The sequence below is a fragment of the Streptomyces sp. SudanB52_2052 genome (assembly GCF_964272415.1).
GTDB classification, from domain to species: domain Bacteria; phylum Actinomycetota; class Actinomycetes; order Streptomycetales; family Streptomycetaceae; genus Streptomyces; species Streptomyces olindensis.
The window spans coordinates 5383412-5400073 of the sequence record NZ_OZ186796.1 but is presented as its reverse complement, the minus strand read 5'-3'; the positions used below and the strand labels follow the sequence as shown (position 1 = coordinate 5400073).

Sequence of the window (16662 nt, the reverse complement as noted above, 5' to 3'; positions counted from 1 at the left end):
CAACACGACGGGCCCGACGCGCGCTGCGGGCCGGGGGTCTCCAGCGTACGACGATGCGCGCCCGCGCGGCGGGCCTGTGGATAACGCCCGTTCTCCCCTGGCCGTGCCCCATCACGCCGGTCAAGGGGGAATCAGCCGCCCAATCTTCACAACTTCACCCCCACCAGTTGTTTTCGCCACGGCATGATCTGTCCGATTCCCGCCCCTGCGTAAGGCACGTCATGCCTGCCTCCACCCTCCGGGTCCCGTCGCCCCGGATACCGACGCCGGTCGTCCGCACCCCGGGTGACCGGCGCCGCCTCAGCGCGCGATGGGACCCGTGGATCCTCGCCGCCGCCCTCTTCGCCGCCTACACGGCCGTCTCCGTCGGCCGCTACCGGCACATGACGACGCTCTCCTGGGACCTGGGCATCTTCGAGCAGGCCGTGCGTGCCTACGCGCATCTGCGGGCGCCGGTCGCCGACCTCAAGGGGCCGGGCTTCGACATCCTGGGAGACCACTTCAGCCCGGTGACCGCCGTGCTCGCGCCGCTGTACCGGCTGTTTCCCTCGCCGGTCACGCTGCTGGTCGCGCAGGCGGCGCTCTTCGCGCTGTCCGCCGTGCCGGTCACCCGCGCCGCCGCCCGGCTCCTGGGCCGGCGCCGGGGTCTGGCCCTCGGCCTCGCCCACGGGCTGTCCTGGGGCGTCCAGCGCGCCGTCGACTTCGACTTCCACGAGGTCTGCTTCGCCGTCCCGCTGATCGCCTTCTCCCTGGAGGCCCTCCTCGCGCAGCGCCTGCGCGCGGCCCTGTGCTGGGCGCTTCCGCTGGTGCTGGTCAAGGAGGACCTGGGGCTGACCCTGGCCGCGATCGCGCTGCTCGTGGCCTGGCGGGCGCGCGGCCGGTCGCCCCGGGCGGTCCGGTACGCACTGGGTGTCGCGGTGTTCGGCGTGGCGGCGACGGTGCTCGTCCTCACCGTGGCGATCCCGTCGTTCAGCCCCTCGGGCGGTTACGCCTACTGGGACAAGGTCAGCGACGCGGGCAGCCCCGTCGAGGGCCTCGGCACCAAGCTGCGCACCCTCGCCTGGCTGCTGATCCCCACCACCGGGCTGCTCGCCCTGCGCTCCCCGCTGCTGGTGGTCGCCCTGCCGACGCTCGGCTGGCGCTTCCTGTCCGGGGACCCGGACTACTGGGGCACCGACTGGCACTACAGCGCGGTCCTGATGCCGGTCGTCGTGCTCGCCCTCGCCGACGCCCTCACCACCGCCCGCCTCAGCACGCGCGCGTGGCTGCGCTCGTACGCCGTCCACCTTCCGGCCGCCGTCGCCGCCGCGGCGCTGGCGCTGACCACCTCCCTGCCGCTGGCGCAGCTGACCGAGGCCGAGATCTACCGCAAGCCGGCCGCGGTGTCCGGCGTCGAACGGCTGCTGGCGCGGATACCCGACGGCGCCACCGTCGAGGCCAACATCGGCCCGATCAGCCGCCTCACCTCGCGCTGCCGGGTCTTCTGGCTCGGCAACACCCAGGGCGTCACCCCGGAGTACATCGCCCTGGAGAACGTCGGCGGCAGGTACCGCGACCCGGTGGGCTACGCCCGGGTGCTGCACCCCGGCGCCGAGTACGCCGTGGCGGGCGAGGCGGGCGGGTACGTGGTCCTCGAGCGGCGGACGGCCGGGGGCTGAATCCACCCCGAGGCCCGCATGGCGCCGGAAGCGGCCGCGTGGGTGCGTGCGCACAGCGCTCGGGCCCGCCCCGGAGGCGGAGACCTCCGGGGCGGGCCCATCCCCCGCAACCCCCGTGTGCGGTGGTCCTTGGGCGGCTACTCGGTCGCGATCGCGTTCAGGACGTTCATCCGGCCCGCCCGGAACGCCGGGATCAGTGCCGCGAACAGGCCCACGAACGCCGAGCCGATGAAGACGCCGATGATCGTCGGCCAGGGGATCTCCAGGACCATCAGGCCCTCCAGCGCGAGCAGCTGCTGCGCGGTGGCGCCCCAGCCCATGCCCAGTCCGAGGCCCAACAGGGCGCCGAAGAGGGCGATGACGACGGACTCCATGCGGATCATGCGGCGCAGCTGGCGGCGGGAGAGGCCGATCGCCCGCATCAGGCCGATCTCCCTGGTGCGCTCCACCACGGACAGGGCCAGGGTGTTCACCACACCCAGGATGGCGACGATGATCGCCAGGGCCAGCAGGCCGTAGATCATGTTGAGCAGCTGGCCGATCTGGTCCTTCAGGGCTTCCTTGTAGTCGGTCTGGTCGCGCACGGTGTACTGCGGGTAGTCGTGCAGCGCCGACTTCAGGGACTTGTAGGCGGCGTCCTGCTGCCCCTCCTTGGCGCTGGCGAAGACCAGCGAGTCCAGCGGCATCTTGTCGGCCGGGACGTACTTGGCCATCGTGGCGATGGACGTGTACATCGCGCCCGCGTCGATCACGACGTCACTGCTGGTGATCGCCCGGACCGTCAGGTCGGCCGCGGAGCCGTCCTTGAAGGCCACCTTGATCTTCGAGCCGAGCGTGATGCCGTGGTCCTCCGCGAACTTCTCGTGCACGGACATCGAGTCGGGCTTGTAGGCGTCGGGCAGCTTGCCGGCGACCGTCTCGGTGCGCAGGTCGGTGGCGTACGACGGGTCCGCCGCCGTGATCGCCGTGTCCTTGAGGGTCTCGCCGTCGGGGGTGGTGAAGTCGGCCTTGGTCCACTTGTACTCGGTGACCCGCTCCAGTTCCGGCGTCGACTTCATGGCCTTGACCGCCTGCGGGGTGATCAGCTGGCCGCTGTCGGACTGGACGATGAAGTCCGTGCCGACGGTCTTGTCGAGCTGGTCGGTGGCGGAGGCCACCATGGAGGAGCCGACCACGGACAGGCACGCCACCAGGGCGAGGCCGATCATCAGGGCGGCGCCCGTGGCGCCGGTGCGGCGCGGGTTGCGCAGGGCGTTGCGCTCGGCCATGCGCCCGACGGGGCCGAACATCCGCAGCAGGACCGCGCCGAGGACGCGGACCACCGCACCGGCGAGCAGGGGGCCGATGACGACGAAGCCGATCAGCGACAGCACCACGCCGATGCCGAGCCACAGCGAGCCGTCCGTGGCCTTGTCGGCCGCCGCCGCCAGGTACAGGGCGAAGCCGCCGCCGGCAGTGAGGACGGTGCCGAGGATGCCGCGGATCCAGCCGGCCTTGGCGTCCGCCGGGGCTCCCGCGTCGCGCAGGGCGGCCATCGGGGAGATCTTGCCGGCGCGGCGGGCGGGCAGGTAGGCGGCCAGGACGGTGACGATCACGCCGAGGACGAGGCCGACCACGGGGGTCGTCCAGGCCACGGTGAGGTCGTCGGTGGACAGCTCCATGCCCATCTGGCCCATGAGCTTCATCAGGCCGACCGCGAGGCCGACGCCGGCGCCCACGCCGAGCAGTGATCCGACGAGGCCGAGCAGCAGGGCCTCGGCGAGCACCGAGCGGTTGACCTGCTTGCGGGAGGAGCCGATCGCCCGCATCAGGCCGATCTCCCGGGTGCGCTGGGCGACCAGCATGGAGAAGGTGTTGATGATCAGGAAGATGCCGACGAGGAAGGCGATCCCGGCGAAGCCGAGCATGGCGTACTTCATGACGTTCATGAAGCCCGCGACGTCCTTCTGGTTGGCGTCCGCGGTCTCCTTGGCGGTCTTGATCTGGTAGTCGCCGCCGAGTTCGGCCGTGACGTTCTTCTTCAGCTGTGCGTCGCTGACACCGGCGGCCGCCGTGACGTTGACGCTGGTGTAGACGCCGGTCTCGCCGACCAGGGTCTGCTGGGCGGTCTTCGTGTCCAGGTAGAAGATCGCGGCACCGGGGTTGGTGACGGTGAAGTCGGCGATGCCGGAGATCTTCGCGTTGTGGGTGCCGACCGCGCTGATCACGCCGATCTCGTCGCCGAGCTTCAGGCCATGCTTGTCGGCGGTGTCGGCGTCGACCATGATCTGGTCGCCGCCCTTGGGTGCCGCACCGGAGGTGATCTTCATGGTGCGGGCGTCGGTGGCGTTCCAGCTGCCGACGATGGTCGGGGCGCCGCTGGAGGGCGAGAGGTTGTCCTTGTCGGCGTCGACAACGGTGACCGACGTGGAGAACACCGTGCCCTCGGCGGACTTCACGCCCTGGGTCTTGCGGACTTCGCCGAGCACGGAGGCCGGCATGACCGGCGGCTTGCCGTTGTCGGCGGTCGTCTCGCCGCTGTCGGAGGCGCCCTTGGCGCTCACCGTCACGTCCGAGGAGGTGGCCGCGAAGAGCTTGTCGAACGTGGTCGACATGGTGTCCGTGAAGACGAGCGTCCCGCAGACGAAGGCCACCGACAGCAGGACGGCGATCGCGGAGAGCGCCATGCGGCCCTTGTGCGCGAGGAAGTTGCGCATCGAGGTCTTCATGACGGTCATGACGTGCGCCCCCGGGCGTCGAAGTCCTTCATGCGGTCCAGGACGGCCTCCGCGGTCGGCTTGTACATCTCGTCGACGATGCGGCCGTCGGCGAGGTACAGCACGCGGTCCGCGTACGAGGCGGCCACCGGGTCGTGCGTGACCATGACGATGGTCTGGCCCAGCTCGTCCACGGAGCGGCGCAGGAAGCCCAGGACCTCGGCGCCCGCGCGGGAGTCGAGGTTTCCGGTGGGCTCGTCGCCGAAGATGATCTCGGGCCGGGCCGCCAGCGCCCGCGCCACGGCGACGCGCTGCTGCTGGCCGCCGGAGAGTTGAGTGGGCCGGTGCTTGAGCCGGTCGGCGAGCCCGACGGTCTCCACGACCCTCGCGAGCCACTGCTTGTCCGGCTTGCGGCCCGCGATGTCCATGGGCAGCGTGATGTTCTCGATGGCGTTCAGCGTCGGCAGCAGGTTGAACGCCTGGAAGATGAACCCGATGCGGTCCCGGCGCAGTTGCGTGAGCTTCTTGTCCTTCAGGCCGGTGATCTCGGTCTCGTCGAGGTAGATCTGCCCGCCGGTGACGGTGTCGAGCCCGGCGAGGCAGTGCATGAGCGTGGACTTGCCGGAGCCGGAGGGCCCCATGATCGCGGTGAACTGGCCGCGTGCGATGTCCACGTCGACGTGATCGAGGGCGACGACCCGGGTCTCTCCGGACCCGTACGCCTTCACGACCTGCCGCGCCCGCGCGGCAACGGCCGTACGCCCTCCAGTACCCCCGTGCCTGGGAATGGTCACAGCCGAAGTCACGGTATGTCTCCTATATCGGTCAGCAGATGGTGAAGGCGGTCGCCTGGTCGACAGCCGCGGTACGCGTTGCCGGACCGGATGGATCCGTCCGACGCGTTTCAGTCTCGCCGCGGGGAGGGGCCCCGCGCCCTGGTGTTCAGCGCAGTCTTTTCCTGTGGAAAACCCCACCCCCGCCGGTGTGCAAAACCGCCCCCCGGCGGCGTAAAGCCAGGTTAAGGAACGCCCCCTCGGCGTCTCGTCCTCCGCCGGTACGAACCCTCCCCAGGTCCTAGTACGGAGGTACCCCTAGGGGCAGTCCACCGAAGGGTGGAGGCCGTCTCAGGGTCGGCTCCACCCGCCGGTCCAGTGAGACTCCCCCCGTCGGTGCAGTCAGGCTCCACCCTCCCGCGACTTGCATCGGACAAGGGCCGCGCGAAGCGCGTCGTTGAGGGGCGGTGGTCGGGCGACGGGCGGGCCAAGTGGGAAGCTGTCGGGCGGAAGGTAGGTGCAAGGGGCAGGCATGGCGGCGACGGCGCAGGACTGCGGCGGGGCCACGGCGAGGGGGAGGAACCCGGGGTGGGCGGCACCAGTTCCATGGCACATGAGACCGCGCGTCCGGCCGCGACCGACCGGCGCGGAGCCGTCGTCGCCGCGCTGATGCTCTCGATGGCGCTGGCGGCGCTCGACGCCACCATCGTCTCGACGGCCGTCCCGCAGATCGTCGGGGACCTCGGCGGTTTCTCCGTCTTCTCCTGGCTGTTCTCCGGCTACCTGCTGGCCGTGACCGTCACCCTGCCCGTGTACGGCAAGCTCTCCGACACCTTCGGCCGCAAACCGGTCCTGATAGCGGGCTCGGTCGTCTTCCTCATCGGCTCCCTGCTGTGCGCGCTGGCCTGGAACATGGGGGCGCTCATCGCCTTCCGGATCGTGCAGGGCCTGGGCGGCGGCGCCCTCCAGGGCACCGTGCAGACACTCGCCGCGGACCTGTACCCGCTGGAGGAGCGGCCCAGGATCCAGTCGAAACTGTCGACGGTGTGGGCGCTGTCCGCGGTCGCCGGGCCGGGCCTCGGCGGTGTGCTCGCCGCGTACGCGGACTGGCGCTGGATCTTCCTGGTCAACCTGCCGATCGGCGCGGTCGCCCTGTGGCTGATCGTCCGTCACCTCCACGAGCCGGAGCGGGAAACGGCGACCCACGCGCGCGTGGACTGGGCGGGCGCGCTCGCGGTGTTCGCCTGCGGCGGCGTCCTGCTCACGGCCCTGGTGCAGGGCGGAGTGGCGTGGCCGTGGCTGTCGGCGCCCTCCCTGGCCCTGTTCGGTGCGGGACTCGTCCTGGTCGCGGTGGTGGTGCTGGTGGAGCGCCGGGCGGCGGAGCCGATCATCCCGGGCTGGGTGTGGCGGCGCCGCACGATCGCCGCGGTCAATCTGGCCCTGGGCGCGCTGGGTCTGCTGATGGTCGCACCGACGGTGTTCCTGCCCACCTACGCCCAGTCGGTGCTGGGCCTCGCGCCCGTGGCCGCCGGATTCGTGCTCTCCGTGTGGACGTTGAGCTGGCCGGTGTCGGCGGCGCTGAGCCAGCACGTGTACCGCAGGATCGGCTTCCGCAACACCGCGATGCTGGGCATCGGAGCGGCCTCGCTGACCCTGTTCGCGTTCCCCTTCCTGCCGTACCCCGGGCAGGCGTGGCAGCCGACGCTGCTGATGCTGCTGCTCGGCGCCGCGCTGGGCCTGTTCCAGTTGCCGCTCATCGTCGGGGTGCAGTCGACGGTGGGCTGGGCGGAGCGCGGTACGACGACCGCGTCGGTGTTGTTCTGCCGTCAGACCGGCCAGACGATCGGCGCGGCGGTCTTCGGCGCGGTCGCCAACGGGGTACTGGCCGCCCGGCTCGGCGGTGCGGGCGATCTCGACTCGGTGACCCGGGCGCTGGATTCGGGCAGCGCGCCGGAGGCGACCCGGCGGGCGATCGCGCACGCGGTGCACGCGGTGTACCTGGGCGCGGCGGGTGCGGCGGCGCTGGCGTTCCTGGTGCTGCTGTTCCTCGCGCCCCGGAAATTCCCGGTGCTGAAGGACTGACCCTGCGTACCCTCCGGCCCATGGTGAGCTTGGAACGGCTGACGGCCGGTCACGCGGAAGCCCTGCTGGCCTTCGAGCGGGAGAACCGTGCGTACTTCGCCCGCACCGTGCCGGACCGCGGGGACGCCTACTTCACTCCGGCCGGCTTCGCCGCACGCCATCGGGCCCTGCTGGCCGAGCAGCGGGCGGGTGTGTGCCACTTCCACGTCGTCCTGGACGACGCGGGGAAGCTGATCGGCCGGGTGAACCTGCTCGACGTGGCGGACGGCTGCGCCGAACTCGGCTACCGCGTCGGCGAACGCGCCGCCGGCCGGGGCGTGGCGACGGCGGCCGTCGCGGAGGTGAGCCGCCTGGCCGCCGCCGAGTACGGGCTGACGACCCTCACGGCGGTCACGACCCTGGACAACCCGGCGTCGATGACCGTCCTGACCCGCAGCGGTTTCACGCCGGTGGAGAACACGACCGTCGACAGCCGCCCCGGAATCCGCTACGTCCGCCGACACCTCGCCACCGCCCTCGGCGCTCCCTAGGGGGTGTCCGCAAAGTCGTGGTGAGCGGGTCATGGTGCTGTGGGCGGAGCGACCGGTGCGCGTGGACGTGGCAGGGGTCGCGTACGACCTGATGGGCCGCCGCCTGTCGACGGGGCCGGTGACCGCCTCAGGCGACCCTCTGTACGTCGTCTCCCCCGCGGTCGCCGGGGTCACCGCCTCCTCCCTCCGAGCGACCGCTGGCCCCCGGGCCCGCCTCTCCCGCGCCGAGCACATCGTCCTCGCCCAGCGCTTCCCCGCCCGCAACGCCGCCCCCGGCTAGGACGACGGGGACGCGCCACCCCCGTACGGCTACCGTCTCGGCCGCCGTACGCGCATGGTCGTCGACGTCTACAACTTCGGTGCCACCGCGTGCCACGTGACGGTCGCGGCGCGGCCGGTGGGCGGCGGGTGGTCCGTGCGGACCGAGCACGGGCGGCAGGAGGAACACATACGCGTTCCCGCGGAGGACGGGTCGGCGTCGGCTTCACGATCCGGGCCGGGAGCTCGGTGCGGCCCCGGACCGACCGGCGCCTGGCGTTCGCCGCGACGCTCGACGATGGCGGCGGCGTGCCGGCGTCCGTGGCGCTGATCCACCTCAAGTAGCCCACCGGGGACGCGCACACGCCGCGGTTAACGCGGGTAACACCCGAGGTCGGAAAGGTAAGCGCATACCGACCGATCAGTTTGGCGAAACCCTCGCGCAGCCCCGGTACTCCGAAGTAACGTGCATGGCCGCCCACCCCCCACCTCCCTGCGGTCCGCCGCACCGGAACACCCTCGCAAGGAGCACCGGGATGTCCTACGACCCACCCCCGTACCGCCCGTACCCACCGCCACCCGATGCGTCGCCCTCCTATGACACCTACCCCTGGGCGCCGCAGCAGGAGCCCGAGCCGGCGGCCGGAAGGCGTCCCCAGCGCCACGCCGCCCTCGGACACCACAGCGACCTGCGGATCCTGCGCAGTGCATACCGCTGGCAGCGGCGCGTGGCCACGCTCACGGCGCTCGGGTACTTCACCCTGTTCCTGATCCTGTCGGCGTTCGCGCCGTCGTTCATGACGAGCACCGTCACCGACGGCCTGCCCACCGGCCTGCTCCTGGCGCTCATCCAGGTCCCCGTGACCTGGCTCGCGATCGCCCTGTACGAGACGACGGCCCGCCGTCACGTCGACCCGATCGCGGACCGGATACGCAGGCAGGCCCAGTTGGACGCCAAGCGGGAGGGGGCGCGGTGACCACCGAGTTCAGCGGCAACGCCCAGGCGATGTCCCTGGTCGGCTTCTCCACGGTCGCCACGATCACGCTGCTGCTGTGCGTGATGACCGGCCCGGACCGGGACGACCTCGACGAGTTCTACACCGGGTACAGCTCCCTGTCCCCCATGCGCAACGGACTGGCGATCGCCGGCGACTACATCTCCGCCGCGACCGTCCTGGGCACCGGCGGCGTGATCGCCCTGTTCGGCTACGACGGCACCGTCCTGGCGTTGAGCACGGCCCTGTCGCTGATGCTGCTGATGTTCCTGCTGGCCGAACCGCTGCGCAACGCGGGCCGGTTCACCATGGGCGACGCACTGACCCGCCGTATGCCCGGACGCGCCGTGCGGATCACGGCCTGTGCGGTGACCCTGGCGGCGCTGCTGCCGCTGATGCTGGTGCAGTTGGCGGGGACCGGGCAGCTGATGGCGTTCATCCTCGGCTTCTCCGGCGAGTCGTTGCAGACGGGCTGCATCATCGGCGTGGGCGCACTGATGATCAGTTACGCGGCGATCGGCGGCATGAAGGGCACCGCCCTCATCCAGATCCTGAAGATCGTGATGCTGCTCGGCTCCGGCCTGGTGGTCGCGGCGCTGATCCTGAACCGCTTCGACTGGGACCCGGGAGCGCTGTTCGGCGCGGCCGCCGAGAACAGCGGTGTGGGGTCGGCGTTCCTCTCGTCGGGCCTGCAGTTCGCGGGCGCCGCCAGCCCCGACCTGGACATGATCACCGCGCATCTGACGATCGTCCTCGGCGGCGCCTGCCTGCCGCACGTCACCATGCGCATGTACACCGCGTCCAGCGCCACGCAGGTACGGCGTTCCATGTCCTGGGCCGTGTCGAGCGTGGCCCTGTTCGTGCTCGTCATCACGGTCGTCGGCTTCGGCGCGACCGCGCTGGTCGGGCGGGAGGTCATCGCCCAGGTCGACCCACAGGGCAACACGGCCTATCTGCTGGGTTCGCAGGCGGCGTTCGGCGCGGACGTGTCGACGGCCGAGACGTTCCTGTTCACGACCGTCACCACCGCGGTCTTCCTGACGCTGCTCGCCTCCGTCGCCGGGATGATCCTCGCCTGCGCCAACTCCCTCGCGCACGACGTGTTCGCGGCCCGGGTGCAGGAGATGTCGCCGCGCCGCGAGATGGCACTGGCCCGGGTCTCGGCCCTGGCGGTGGGCGTCCCGGCGATCCTCCTGGCCACGCTCGTCCAGCACCGCAGCCTGCAACCCCTGGTGACGCTGTCCTTCTGCCTGGGTGCCTCGGCCATCGCGCCCGCGCTGGTCTACAGCCTCTTCTGGCGCCGCTACACCCGAACCGGGATGCTCAGCACGCTCATCGGCGGTTCGCTGGCGGTCCTGCTGCTGATGCCGGGCACGAACCTGGTCTCCGGCTCGCCCGTCTCCGCCTTCCCCGAGGCCGACTTCAACTGGTTCCCGTTCACCACCACGGGCCTGCTCTCCATACCCCTGGGCTTCGCCTGCGGCTGGCTCGGCACGATGGCCTCCGGCCGCCGCAAGTCGGAGGAACAGCGTCACCAGTACGAGGCGGTGGAGGGCTGGATCCTCGCGGGCGCGGTACGGAGGAACCGCTGACACGGACGGTACGGCGGCGGTACGGCGGCGGTACGGCCGGCCGTACCGCCCCGGTGGCGCACGAGGTCGGGCATGCCCTCACCTGCCCGGGGGCCGGGCAAGCGGCCACAGCCACGCCCGGCCCGTCACTCCGTGGTCTGCCCCGCCCACGCCGTCAGACTGGTGTGGACGCGGTCGATGTGGTCCCGTACGTCGTCCGCGCGTTCCGCGTGCTCGCGGAGCACCCGTTCCGTCTCCTTCTCGACGGCCTCCACCCGCCCCCGGGCCCGGTCCGCCAACTCCGCCGCCCGTGCGGAAGCCTCCTCCTCCAAACTCCGGGCGGACTCCTCGGCGTCGGCGAAGGCCTGCTCGGCCTCGGACAGCGCGGCCTCGGCGAGCGCGACGGCCTCCGCGCGGTCCGCGTCGATCGCCGCCGCGCGGTCGGCCTCCTCCCTTTCCACCTCGGCCCACCGCTCGTCGCGTTCCTTGGCCTGCTCGGCCAGCATCCCGGACGTGCGCTGCCGCACCTCCCGCAGTGCGGCCAGCGCCTCACCCCGCCGCTCCTCGGCCTCACTCCGGGCCGAGCCCCGGATCTCGTCGGCCTCGGCGCGCGCGGCGAGCAGCCGCTGCCGGGCGCGTTCGTCGGCGTCGGCGCGTACGGCATCGGCGTACGCCTGTGCGGACTCACGCACGCCGGCCGCGGACTCCCGCGCTCCATCGACGAGTTCCCGCGCTTCGCGTCGCGCTCCCTCCCGTACGGCCGCGGCCTCCTCCCGACCGATTTCGAAGAGCCTGTGGGCCCGTTCTCCGAGCGACTCGTAGGTCTGCGGGGCCAGTCGGGCCGCGGCCTCCCGCAGCCGCCCCAGTTCCTCGCCCATCTGCCGGGCGAGAACCGTCAGCCGGGCGGCCCGCTCCCAGGCCGCGTCGCGTTCCGCGGAGAGGGCCTCGGCGTACCCGTCGACCTGCTCGGGACGGTAGCCGCGCCCCCGCACGGCCACGAAGCCGTGCGGCGACACCGATGCGCTGCTCATCCTGGACCCCTCTCCACCACACCGACGCGACACCGCGCAAGAAATGGGATGATTTCGCGCACATCTTGGTGGATCAGACGGAAGTGTTCATAACGCGACACTCCGCACCGGGGTCAGGGGCCCACGACCGGGCCGTACGGCCATCAGCCCCATGTGGTGCCGGCGGGCTCCTGGATGGTGGTGTTGATGCGGTTGAACAGGTTGGTGACCGCGACGGTGAGGATCAGCGCGGAGAGTTCCTTCTCGTCGAAGTGGTCGGCCACCTCGTCCCACAGCGCGTCCGGGACCGACTCCCCCGAGAGGTCGGAGAGCCGCGTCATCGCCTCCGTCAGCTTCAGCGCGGCGCGCTCGGCGTCCGAGAAGAACGGGGCGTGCCGCCAGGCGGCGACGGCAGCGATGCGCTCCTCACTCGCGCCGGCCTTGCGGAGGTTCTCGACGTGCCCGTGCACACAGGCGCCGCAGCCGTTGATCTGGCTGGCGCGCAGCCCCACGATCTCCGCCACATCCTGCGCCAGGCCGCCCTCCCCGATCGCCTGGAACAGGGTGCCGATGCCCTTCATCGCGCCGGGAAGGACGAACGCCGGGTTCTTCATCCGTGCCTGCATGATCTCTGCCTCCTGTGTCGGTGGTGCGTCGCTGTCACTGCACTGACGGAGCGGCGGCGGCAGGTGTGACAGCCCGGCACGAAGTTTTTTCGACGGGCACGACTTCGTACGGCATGAAGTCGTACGGCACGAAGTCGTACGGGCGCGAAAAGAGCCGGTGCCCGGTCGTACGAACGACCGGGCACCGGCTCTCACAGCACGTCACGTCAGCGGCGACGCGTCACAGCCTCACAGCAACCCGTCCCACATCTGCTCCAGCAGCACCGACCACCAGCTCTCCGGCGATCCCAGCGCCGCCGGGTCGAGCGCGGCCAACTGGGCCTGGAAGTCGACGGTCCAGCGGCCCGCCTGCTCCTGGTTCAGCCCGAACCTGAGCCGCCACATCCGGCCGAGCAGCGCCAGGCAGCGCGCGAACTCCGGCAGCCCGGTGTTCACGAACTGCGGCGGCACGGGCGCCCCGCCCGGCCCCGCCTCCACCGGCACGGCGACGATGTTCGCCGTGCCGTACTGCACGCAGATCGCCTTGCCGAAGTCGCTGCCCATCACCAGGTAGGAACCCGCGTCCGGAGCCGGCTGCACACCGCGCTCGGCCGCCAGCTCCGCCAGCGTCGGCACGGGCCGCCCCGGCTGCGCCTGCGCCCAGAAGAACGGCCCCATGTCCATCGGCAGGCCGGCCGCGACCAGCGTGTGCGCCACGACCGGCGGCACACCCTGCCGGGACACGGCGGCCTGCTCGAACCGGAACACCCCCGGCCCGAACGCCGCCGCCAGCTCCTGCGCGATGCCCTCCGGCGGGATCGGCGGCGCCGCCTGCACCGGCGGCAGCGGGGCACGCACCGGGGCCGGACGCGCCGGGCCGTCCGCTACCTGGTGCAACTCGCCCTGGTGGGCCAGCAGTTGCTGCATGCCCTGCTGCCGGCTCGCGTGGTCCGTGCCGTACGGCGCGATCGACGTGATGCGCGCCTGCGGCCACTGCTCCCGGATCATCCGCGCGCAGTAGGCGCCCGGCAGCTCGCACGACTCCAGCTCGGTGTGCAGCTCCAGCACCTGGTCCGGGGGCACGTTCATGGCGCGCAGCTCGTGGAAGATCTGCCACTCCGGGTGCGGCGTGCCCGGCGCCGAACGCCGGATCAGCTGCTGCTCGGAACCGTCCTGCGCGCGGTAGCGCAGCACGGCCTGGTAGCCGGGACCGACGGTCGGCTGCCCGGTGGGCTGCTGCGGATAGCCGTACGCCGGCGGCCGGCCGGGGCCGGGCTGACCGGGGGGCGGCATCGCACCGGGCGGCACCGCGCCCGGAGGCATCCCACCCGGCACCGCGCCAGGCGGCATCGCACCGGGAGGCATCGGCGGTGCGCCGGGCGCGCCATGGGCGCCCGGAGCACCCGGAGCGGCGGGCGGTGCGCCCGGCGCCTGCGGCGGCGGAGGTACGCCGGGGCCGCCCGGCGGGGGCGCGGCCAACATGGTCTCCGCGTGGTGCACGGGACCCGGACCACCGGGCGCACCCGGGGCACCCGGAGGCTGCGGCGCACCAGGAGGACCAGGCGGGCCAGGCGGGTTCGGCGCACCCGGCGCACCCGGAGGGCCCGGGGGCTGCGGAGGCTGGGGCGCTCCCGGGCCCATCCGACCGGGGTCGGCGAGCATCGTGGCGGCATGGTGAACACCGCCCGGAGGCGTCCCACCGGGGACACCAGGCGGATACGGGGCGCCCGGCGACTGCGGCGCACCAGGAGGGCCCGGGGGCTGCGGCACACCAGGCGCGCCAGGAGGCTGCGGCGCACCCTGCGAACCCGGCGGCTGCTGCGGAGGCAGCGGCGCACCCTGCCCCTGCGCGGCCCCGACCCCCGAGGGACCCCCATGGCTCCCCGGACCGCCCGGACCTTCGTGACCAGGAGCGACGCCCGGACCGCCCGGACCGCCCGGTCCGCCGGGCCCCTCGGGGCCAAGCGCCGACACGAGCTGCGTAGGCACGTAACCGCCCGCCGGAGTACCCGGTGCCCCGGGCCCCGACGGCGGAGGCGTCGCCCCCGGCTGCGCACCCGGCGCCCCAGCGGCACCCGGCGCACCCGACGCACCGGGGGCACCCGGTGCACCCGGCGGAGGCGGCGTGGTCGCACCCGCCCCCCGGCCACGCCCCGGCGGCGGAGTCGCCTTGCTGGTCGCGGCGTCGGCGATGTCCCCGGCGTTCGGAGCGAGCGGCCGCCCGGCCGTACCCGGCCCACCCGGCGACTGCGCCCCACCGGCGGAACCAGCAGAACCGGCTGCGGGACCCGCGGGAGCCCCAGCAGCCCCGCCGGCGCCCTGCGGATACCCGTACGACGCCGGAGCGGGCGGAGCAGCCGGAGCAGGGGGAGGCGTACTCCCCTGGTGGCCCTGCGGATACCCGTACGGCTGCCCACCCGGCCCGGGCGGAAGCGTGCTGCCCTGCGGCGCCCCCGGCGGATAGCCGTACCCCGGGCCGGCAGGCCCGGCAGCGGGAGCGGGCGCGCTCGGCTGGTCCACCGCCGGCGTGACCGCAGTCGGCGGCAACTGACTGCCGCCCGACATCAGGGCCGTCTTGGCATCAGCCGTCGCCGACGGCGGCGCGTCGTCGCCGACCTCGCTCAGCGGCGGCGCGAAGACCGTCGCGGGCAGCGGCACGGAACGGTCGTCCCCGCCATCGGCGTTGGTGTCCGTACCGGCCCAGGGCGTCGCCCCGGCAGGCACGACCGGTGCGGCCGGCGCTCCCGAAGCCCCACGGTCGGAAGCCCCCGGCTCGGCCCCTTCGTCGCTCCCCCCGGCAGCCGGCCACGACGCACCACTCCCCGGCGCGACGGCCGCCCCCTGCGCGGAAGCAGCCGCATCACCGGCCGAGACAGCGGCACCCCCCGTCGAGGCGGAACCAGCCCCGGAAGAAGCACCCGCAGCCCCCGTCGAGACAGCACCGGCACCGGAATCACCAGCCACCGCCCCCGAAGCAGCATCCGAAACCGCCCCCGCAGCAGCCCCCGAAGCCCCACCCCCGGTCCCACCGGAAGCCACGCCCCCAGCCCCACCGGAGGTCGCCCCGGCCCCCCGCCGATCCGGAATCCCCAGCTTGTCGGCCGCGTCCTGCAACCACTCCGGCGGAGTCAGCAGGAACGACGTCTGGTTCAGATCCACCCGCGCGGCAGGCGCCGCCGGTGCCGGCTCCTCCACCGCGTCCGGACGGCCGTACTGCTCCTCGTACCGGCGGATCACCTCACCCACCGGCAGCCCGGGCCACAGCGTCGCCTCGCCGCTGTCCCGCGCGATCACCAGCCGCTGCGCGCCCCCGTCCGAACGCGGCCCGTCCGCCCGGTCCTCGGCCCACACCACGAACCCCAGGTCGAACTCCCGCACCCGCACCTCACGATGCTGGTACGACGGCACGTCCCCGTTGATCCACTCTTCGGCGCGCTCCTGCGCCTGCGCGAAGGTCACCATCGCTGAAGTCACTCCCCCACGGCCGAGGACGACACCGCACCCACCGGCACCACACGCGCGAACCCGCCGTCCACCATCAGGTTCGCCACTGTCTCCAACTCCGGCGGATCACCGGCCAGACGGGACAGGAAGACGTCGAAGTCGTCCCCGCACGGCAGCAGCAACCGCTCCACCCGCTCCGCCGGCGGCAACGACGGGTCCACGTCCCGCGCGTCGTCGTACGAGCAGAACCACACCGAACCGACCCGGTCGCCCTTCACCTTCACGGCCAGCAACCCGCCCTGCACGAAGGAGATCCCCAGGTAGTCCTTGGTCAGATGGTCACGCAGACACTTGTTGACGTACACCAGGTCATTGACCGCGGCCTCGTCGCGCACCGTGAAGAACGGCTGGTCCACCAGCAGCCCCAGCTCCGCGTCCAGCGCGGCACCCACCGGCGCGCAGCCGCCCGCCGCCTTCAGGAACGACCGGTACGCACCCGGCAGCCGGTAGCCGAGGTCCTCCTCGACGCCCTGCACCTGCGACTCGGTCACCGCCACACCCGACTTCGGCAGCCCGAAGTGCGCCGGACGCGTCTCCTGCAACGGCCGCGTGCCCCGCTTGGTCTGGTCGACACCGGACGTCGCCACGCCCCCGTGGTGCCGCAGCAGCGCCTTCACCTCGACCGGGACCAGCTCCAGCCGCCGCGTGCCCACCACGTGGTGCCACGTCCAGCCGTGCGGCGTCGCCACCGCCGGCACCGTGTCCCACAGCTCGTGCCCGGACGCCGACAGCGCCGTGTTCGCCGACACGTAGTCCGTCAGCCGCAACTCGTCGACACCGAAACCCTCCGGGGGCTCCGCGATCTCCGCGGCCGCGCGCGCGTAGGGCGAGAAATCGGGGTAACCACGCTCGTCGACCCGTACCCCTCTCGGGTGACGGGCCGCCCGGACCGGGTCCGGGAAATGCACGACCTGCCCGGCGTAGGCCGCGTTCGGCGGCGCGGCTTGCTGCCCGAGCCGACCTGTCGTCATGGCGGTTGC

Annotated in this window: 12 protein-coding genes; 6 read left to right on the top strand and 6 right to left on the bottom strand. The window is 72.6% G+C overall.

The features are described from left to right. The first annotated feature begins 221 nt into the window (after window positions 1–221). Window positions 222–1658: a DUF2079 domain-containing protein gene (locus ACSUPV_RS24180; RefSeq protein ID WP_037867016.1), complete on the top strand. Its 1437-nt coding sequence runs from the start codon at window positions 222–224 to the stop codon at window positions 1656–1658. A gap of 137 nt (window positions 1659–1795) precedes the next feature. Here the strand turns inward: ACSUPV_RS24180 and ACSUPV_RS24175 are convergent, their stop codons facing one another. Further along, on the bottom strand, window positions 1796–4375 hold the full coding sequence (locus ACSUPV_RS24175) for an ABC transporter permease (RefSeq protein ID WP_436948538.1): 2580 nt from the start codon (window positions 4373–4375) through the stop codon (window positions 1796–1798). After that, on the bottom strand, window positions 4372–5160 hold the full coding sequence (locus ACSUPV_RS24170; RefSeq protein WP_037758751.1) for an ABC transporter ATP-binding protein: 789 nt from the start codon (window positions 5158–5160) through the stop codon (window positions 4372–4374). The genes ACSUPV_RS24175 and ACSUPV_RS24170 overlap by 4 nt, the downstream gene beginning before the upstream one ends. A gap of 573 nt (window positions 5161–5733) precedes the next feature. Here ACSUPV_RS24170 and ACSUPV_RS24165 point away from each other — a divergent pair. The 5 genes from ACSUPV_RS24165 to ACSUPV_RS24145 all read left to right on the top strand — a co-directional run bounded on the left by ACSUPV_RS24165 (window position 5734) and on the right by ACSUPV_RS24145 (window position 10584). Continuing rightward, window positions 5734–7209, top strand: a complete 1476-nt coding sequence (locus ACSUPV_RS24165; RefSeq protein WP_436949935.1) for an MFS transporter — start codon at window positions 5734–5736, stop codon at window positions 7207–7209. Window positions 7210–7229: 20 nt separating this feature from the next. Next, on the top strand, window positions 7230–7739 hold the full coding sequence (locus tag ACSUPV_RS24160; RefSeq protein WP_436948537.1) for a GNAT family N-acetyltransferase: 510 nt from the start codon (window positions 7230–7232) through the stop codon (window positions 7737–7739). A gap of 31 nt (window positions 7740–7770) precedes the next feature. Further along, window positions 7771–8019 (top strand): hypothetical protein, encoded by a 249-nt coding sequence (locus ACSUPV_RS24155; RefSeq protein WP_436948536.1) that lies wholly within the window; start codon window positions 7771–7773, stop codon window positions 8017–8019. A gap of 514 nt (window positions 8020–8533) precedes the next feature. Then, the gene (locus tag ACSUPV_RS24150; RefSeq protein ID WP_037758743.1) at window positions 8534–8974 is read left to right on the top strand and encodes a DUF485 domain-containing protein; all 441 of its coding nucleotides are present in this window, start codon (window positions 8534–8536) and stop codon (window positions 8972–8974) included. Further along, window positions 8971–10584 carry a cation acetate symporter gene (locus tag ACSUPV_RS24145; RefSeq protein ID WP_436948535.1) on the top strand — a complete coding sequence of 538 codons (1614 nt, stop codon included), beginning with the start codon at window positions 8971–8973 and terminating at the stop codon, window positions 10582–10584. The genes ACSUPV_RS24150 and ACSUPV_RS24145 overlap by 4 nt, the downstream gene beginning before the upstream one ends. A 125-nt stretch (window positions 10585–10709) precedes the next feature. On the opposite strand, the gene ACSUPV_RS24140 is transcribed toward ACSUPV_RS24145, so the two are convergent. The 4 genes from ACSUPV_RS24140 to ACSUPV_RS24125 all read right to left on the bottom strand — a co-directional run bounded on the left by ACSUPV_RS24140 (window position 10710) and on the right by ACSUPV_RS24125 (window position 16653). Beyond that, window positions 10710–11594, bottom strand: a complete 885-nt coding sequence (locus ACSUPV_RS24140; RefSeq protein WP_436948534.1) for a cellulose-binding protein — start codon at window positions 11592–11594, stop codon at window positions 10710–10712. Between the two features lie 143 nt (window positions 11595–11737). Then, window positions 11738–12199, bottom strand: a complete 462-nt coding sequence (locus ACSUPV_RS24135) for a carboxymuconolactone decarboxylase family protein (protein ID WP_031117932.1) — start codon at window positions 12197–12199, stop codon at window positions 11738–11740. Between the two features lie 228 nt (window positions 12200–12427). Beyond that, on the bottom strand, window positions 12428–15640 hold the full coding sequence (locus ACSUPV_RS24130; RefSeq protein WP_436948533.1) for an SUKH-4 family immunity protein: 3213 nt from the start codon (window positions 15638–15640) through the stop codon (window positions 12428–12430). Window positions 15641–15648: 8 nt separating this feature from the next. Beyond that, a complete protein-coding gene (locus ACSUPV_RS24125; RefSeq protein WP_031117930.1) occupies window positions 15649–16653 on the bottom strand; it encodes an SMI1/KNR4 family protein in 1005 nt (334 codons plus the stop codon). Window positions 16654–16662 lie beyond the last annotated feature (9 nt).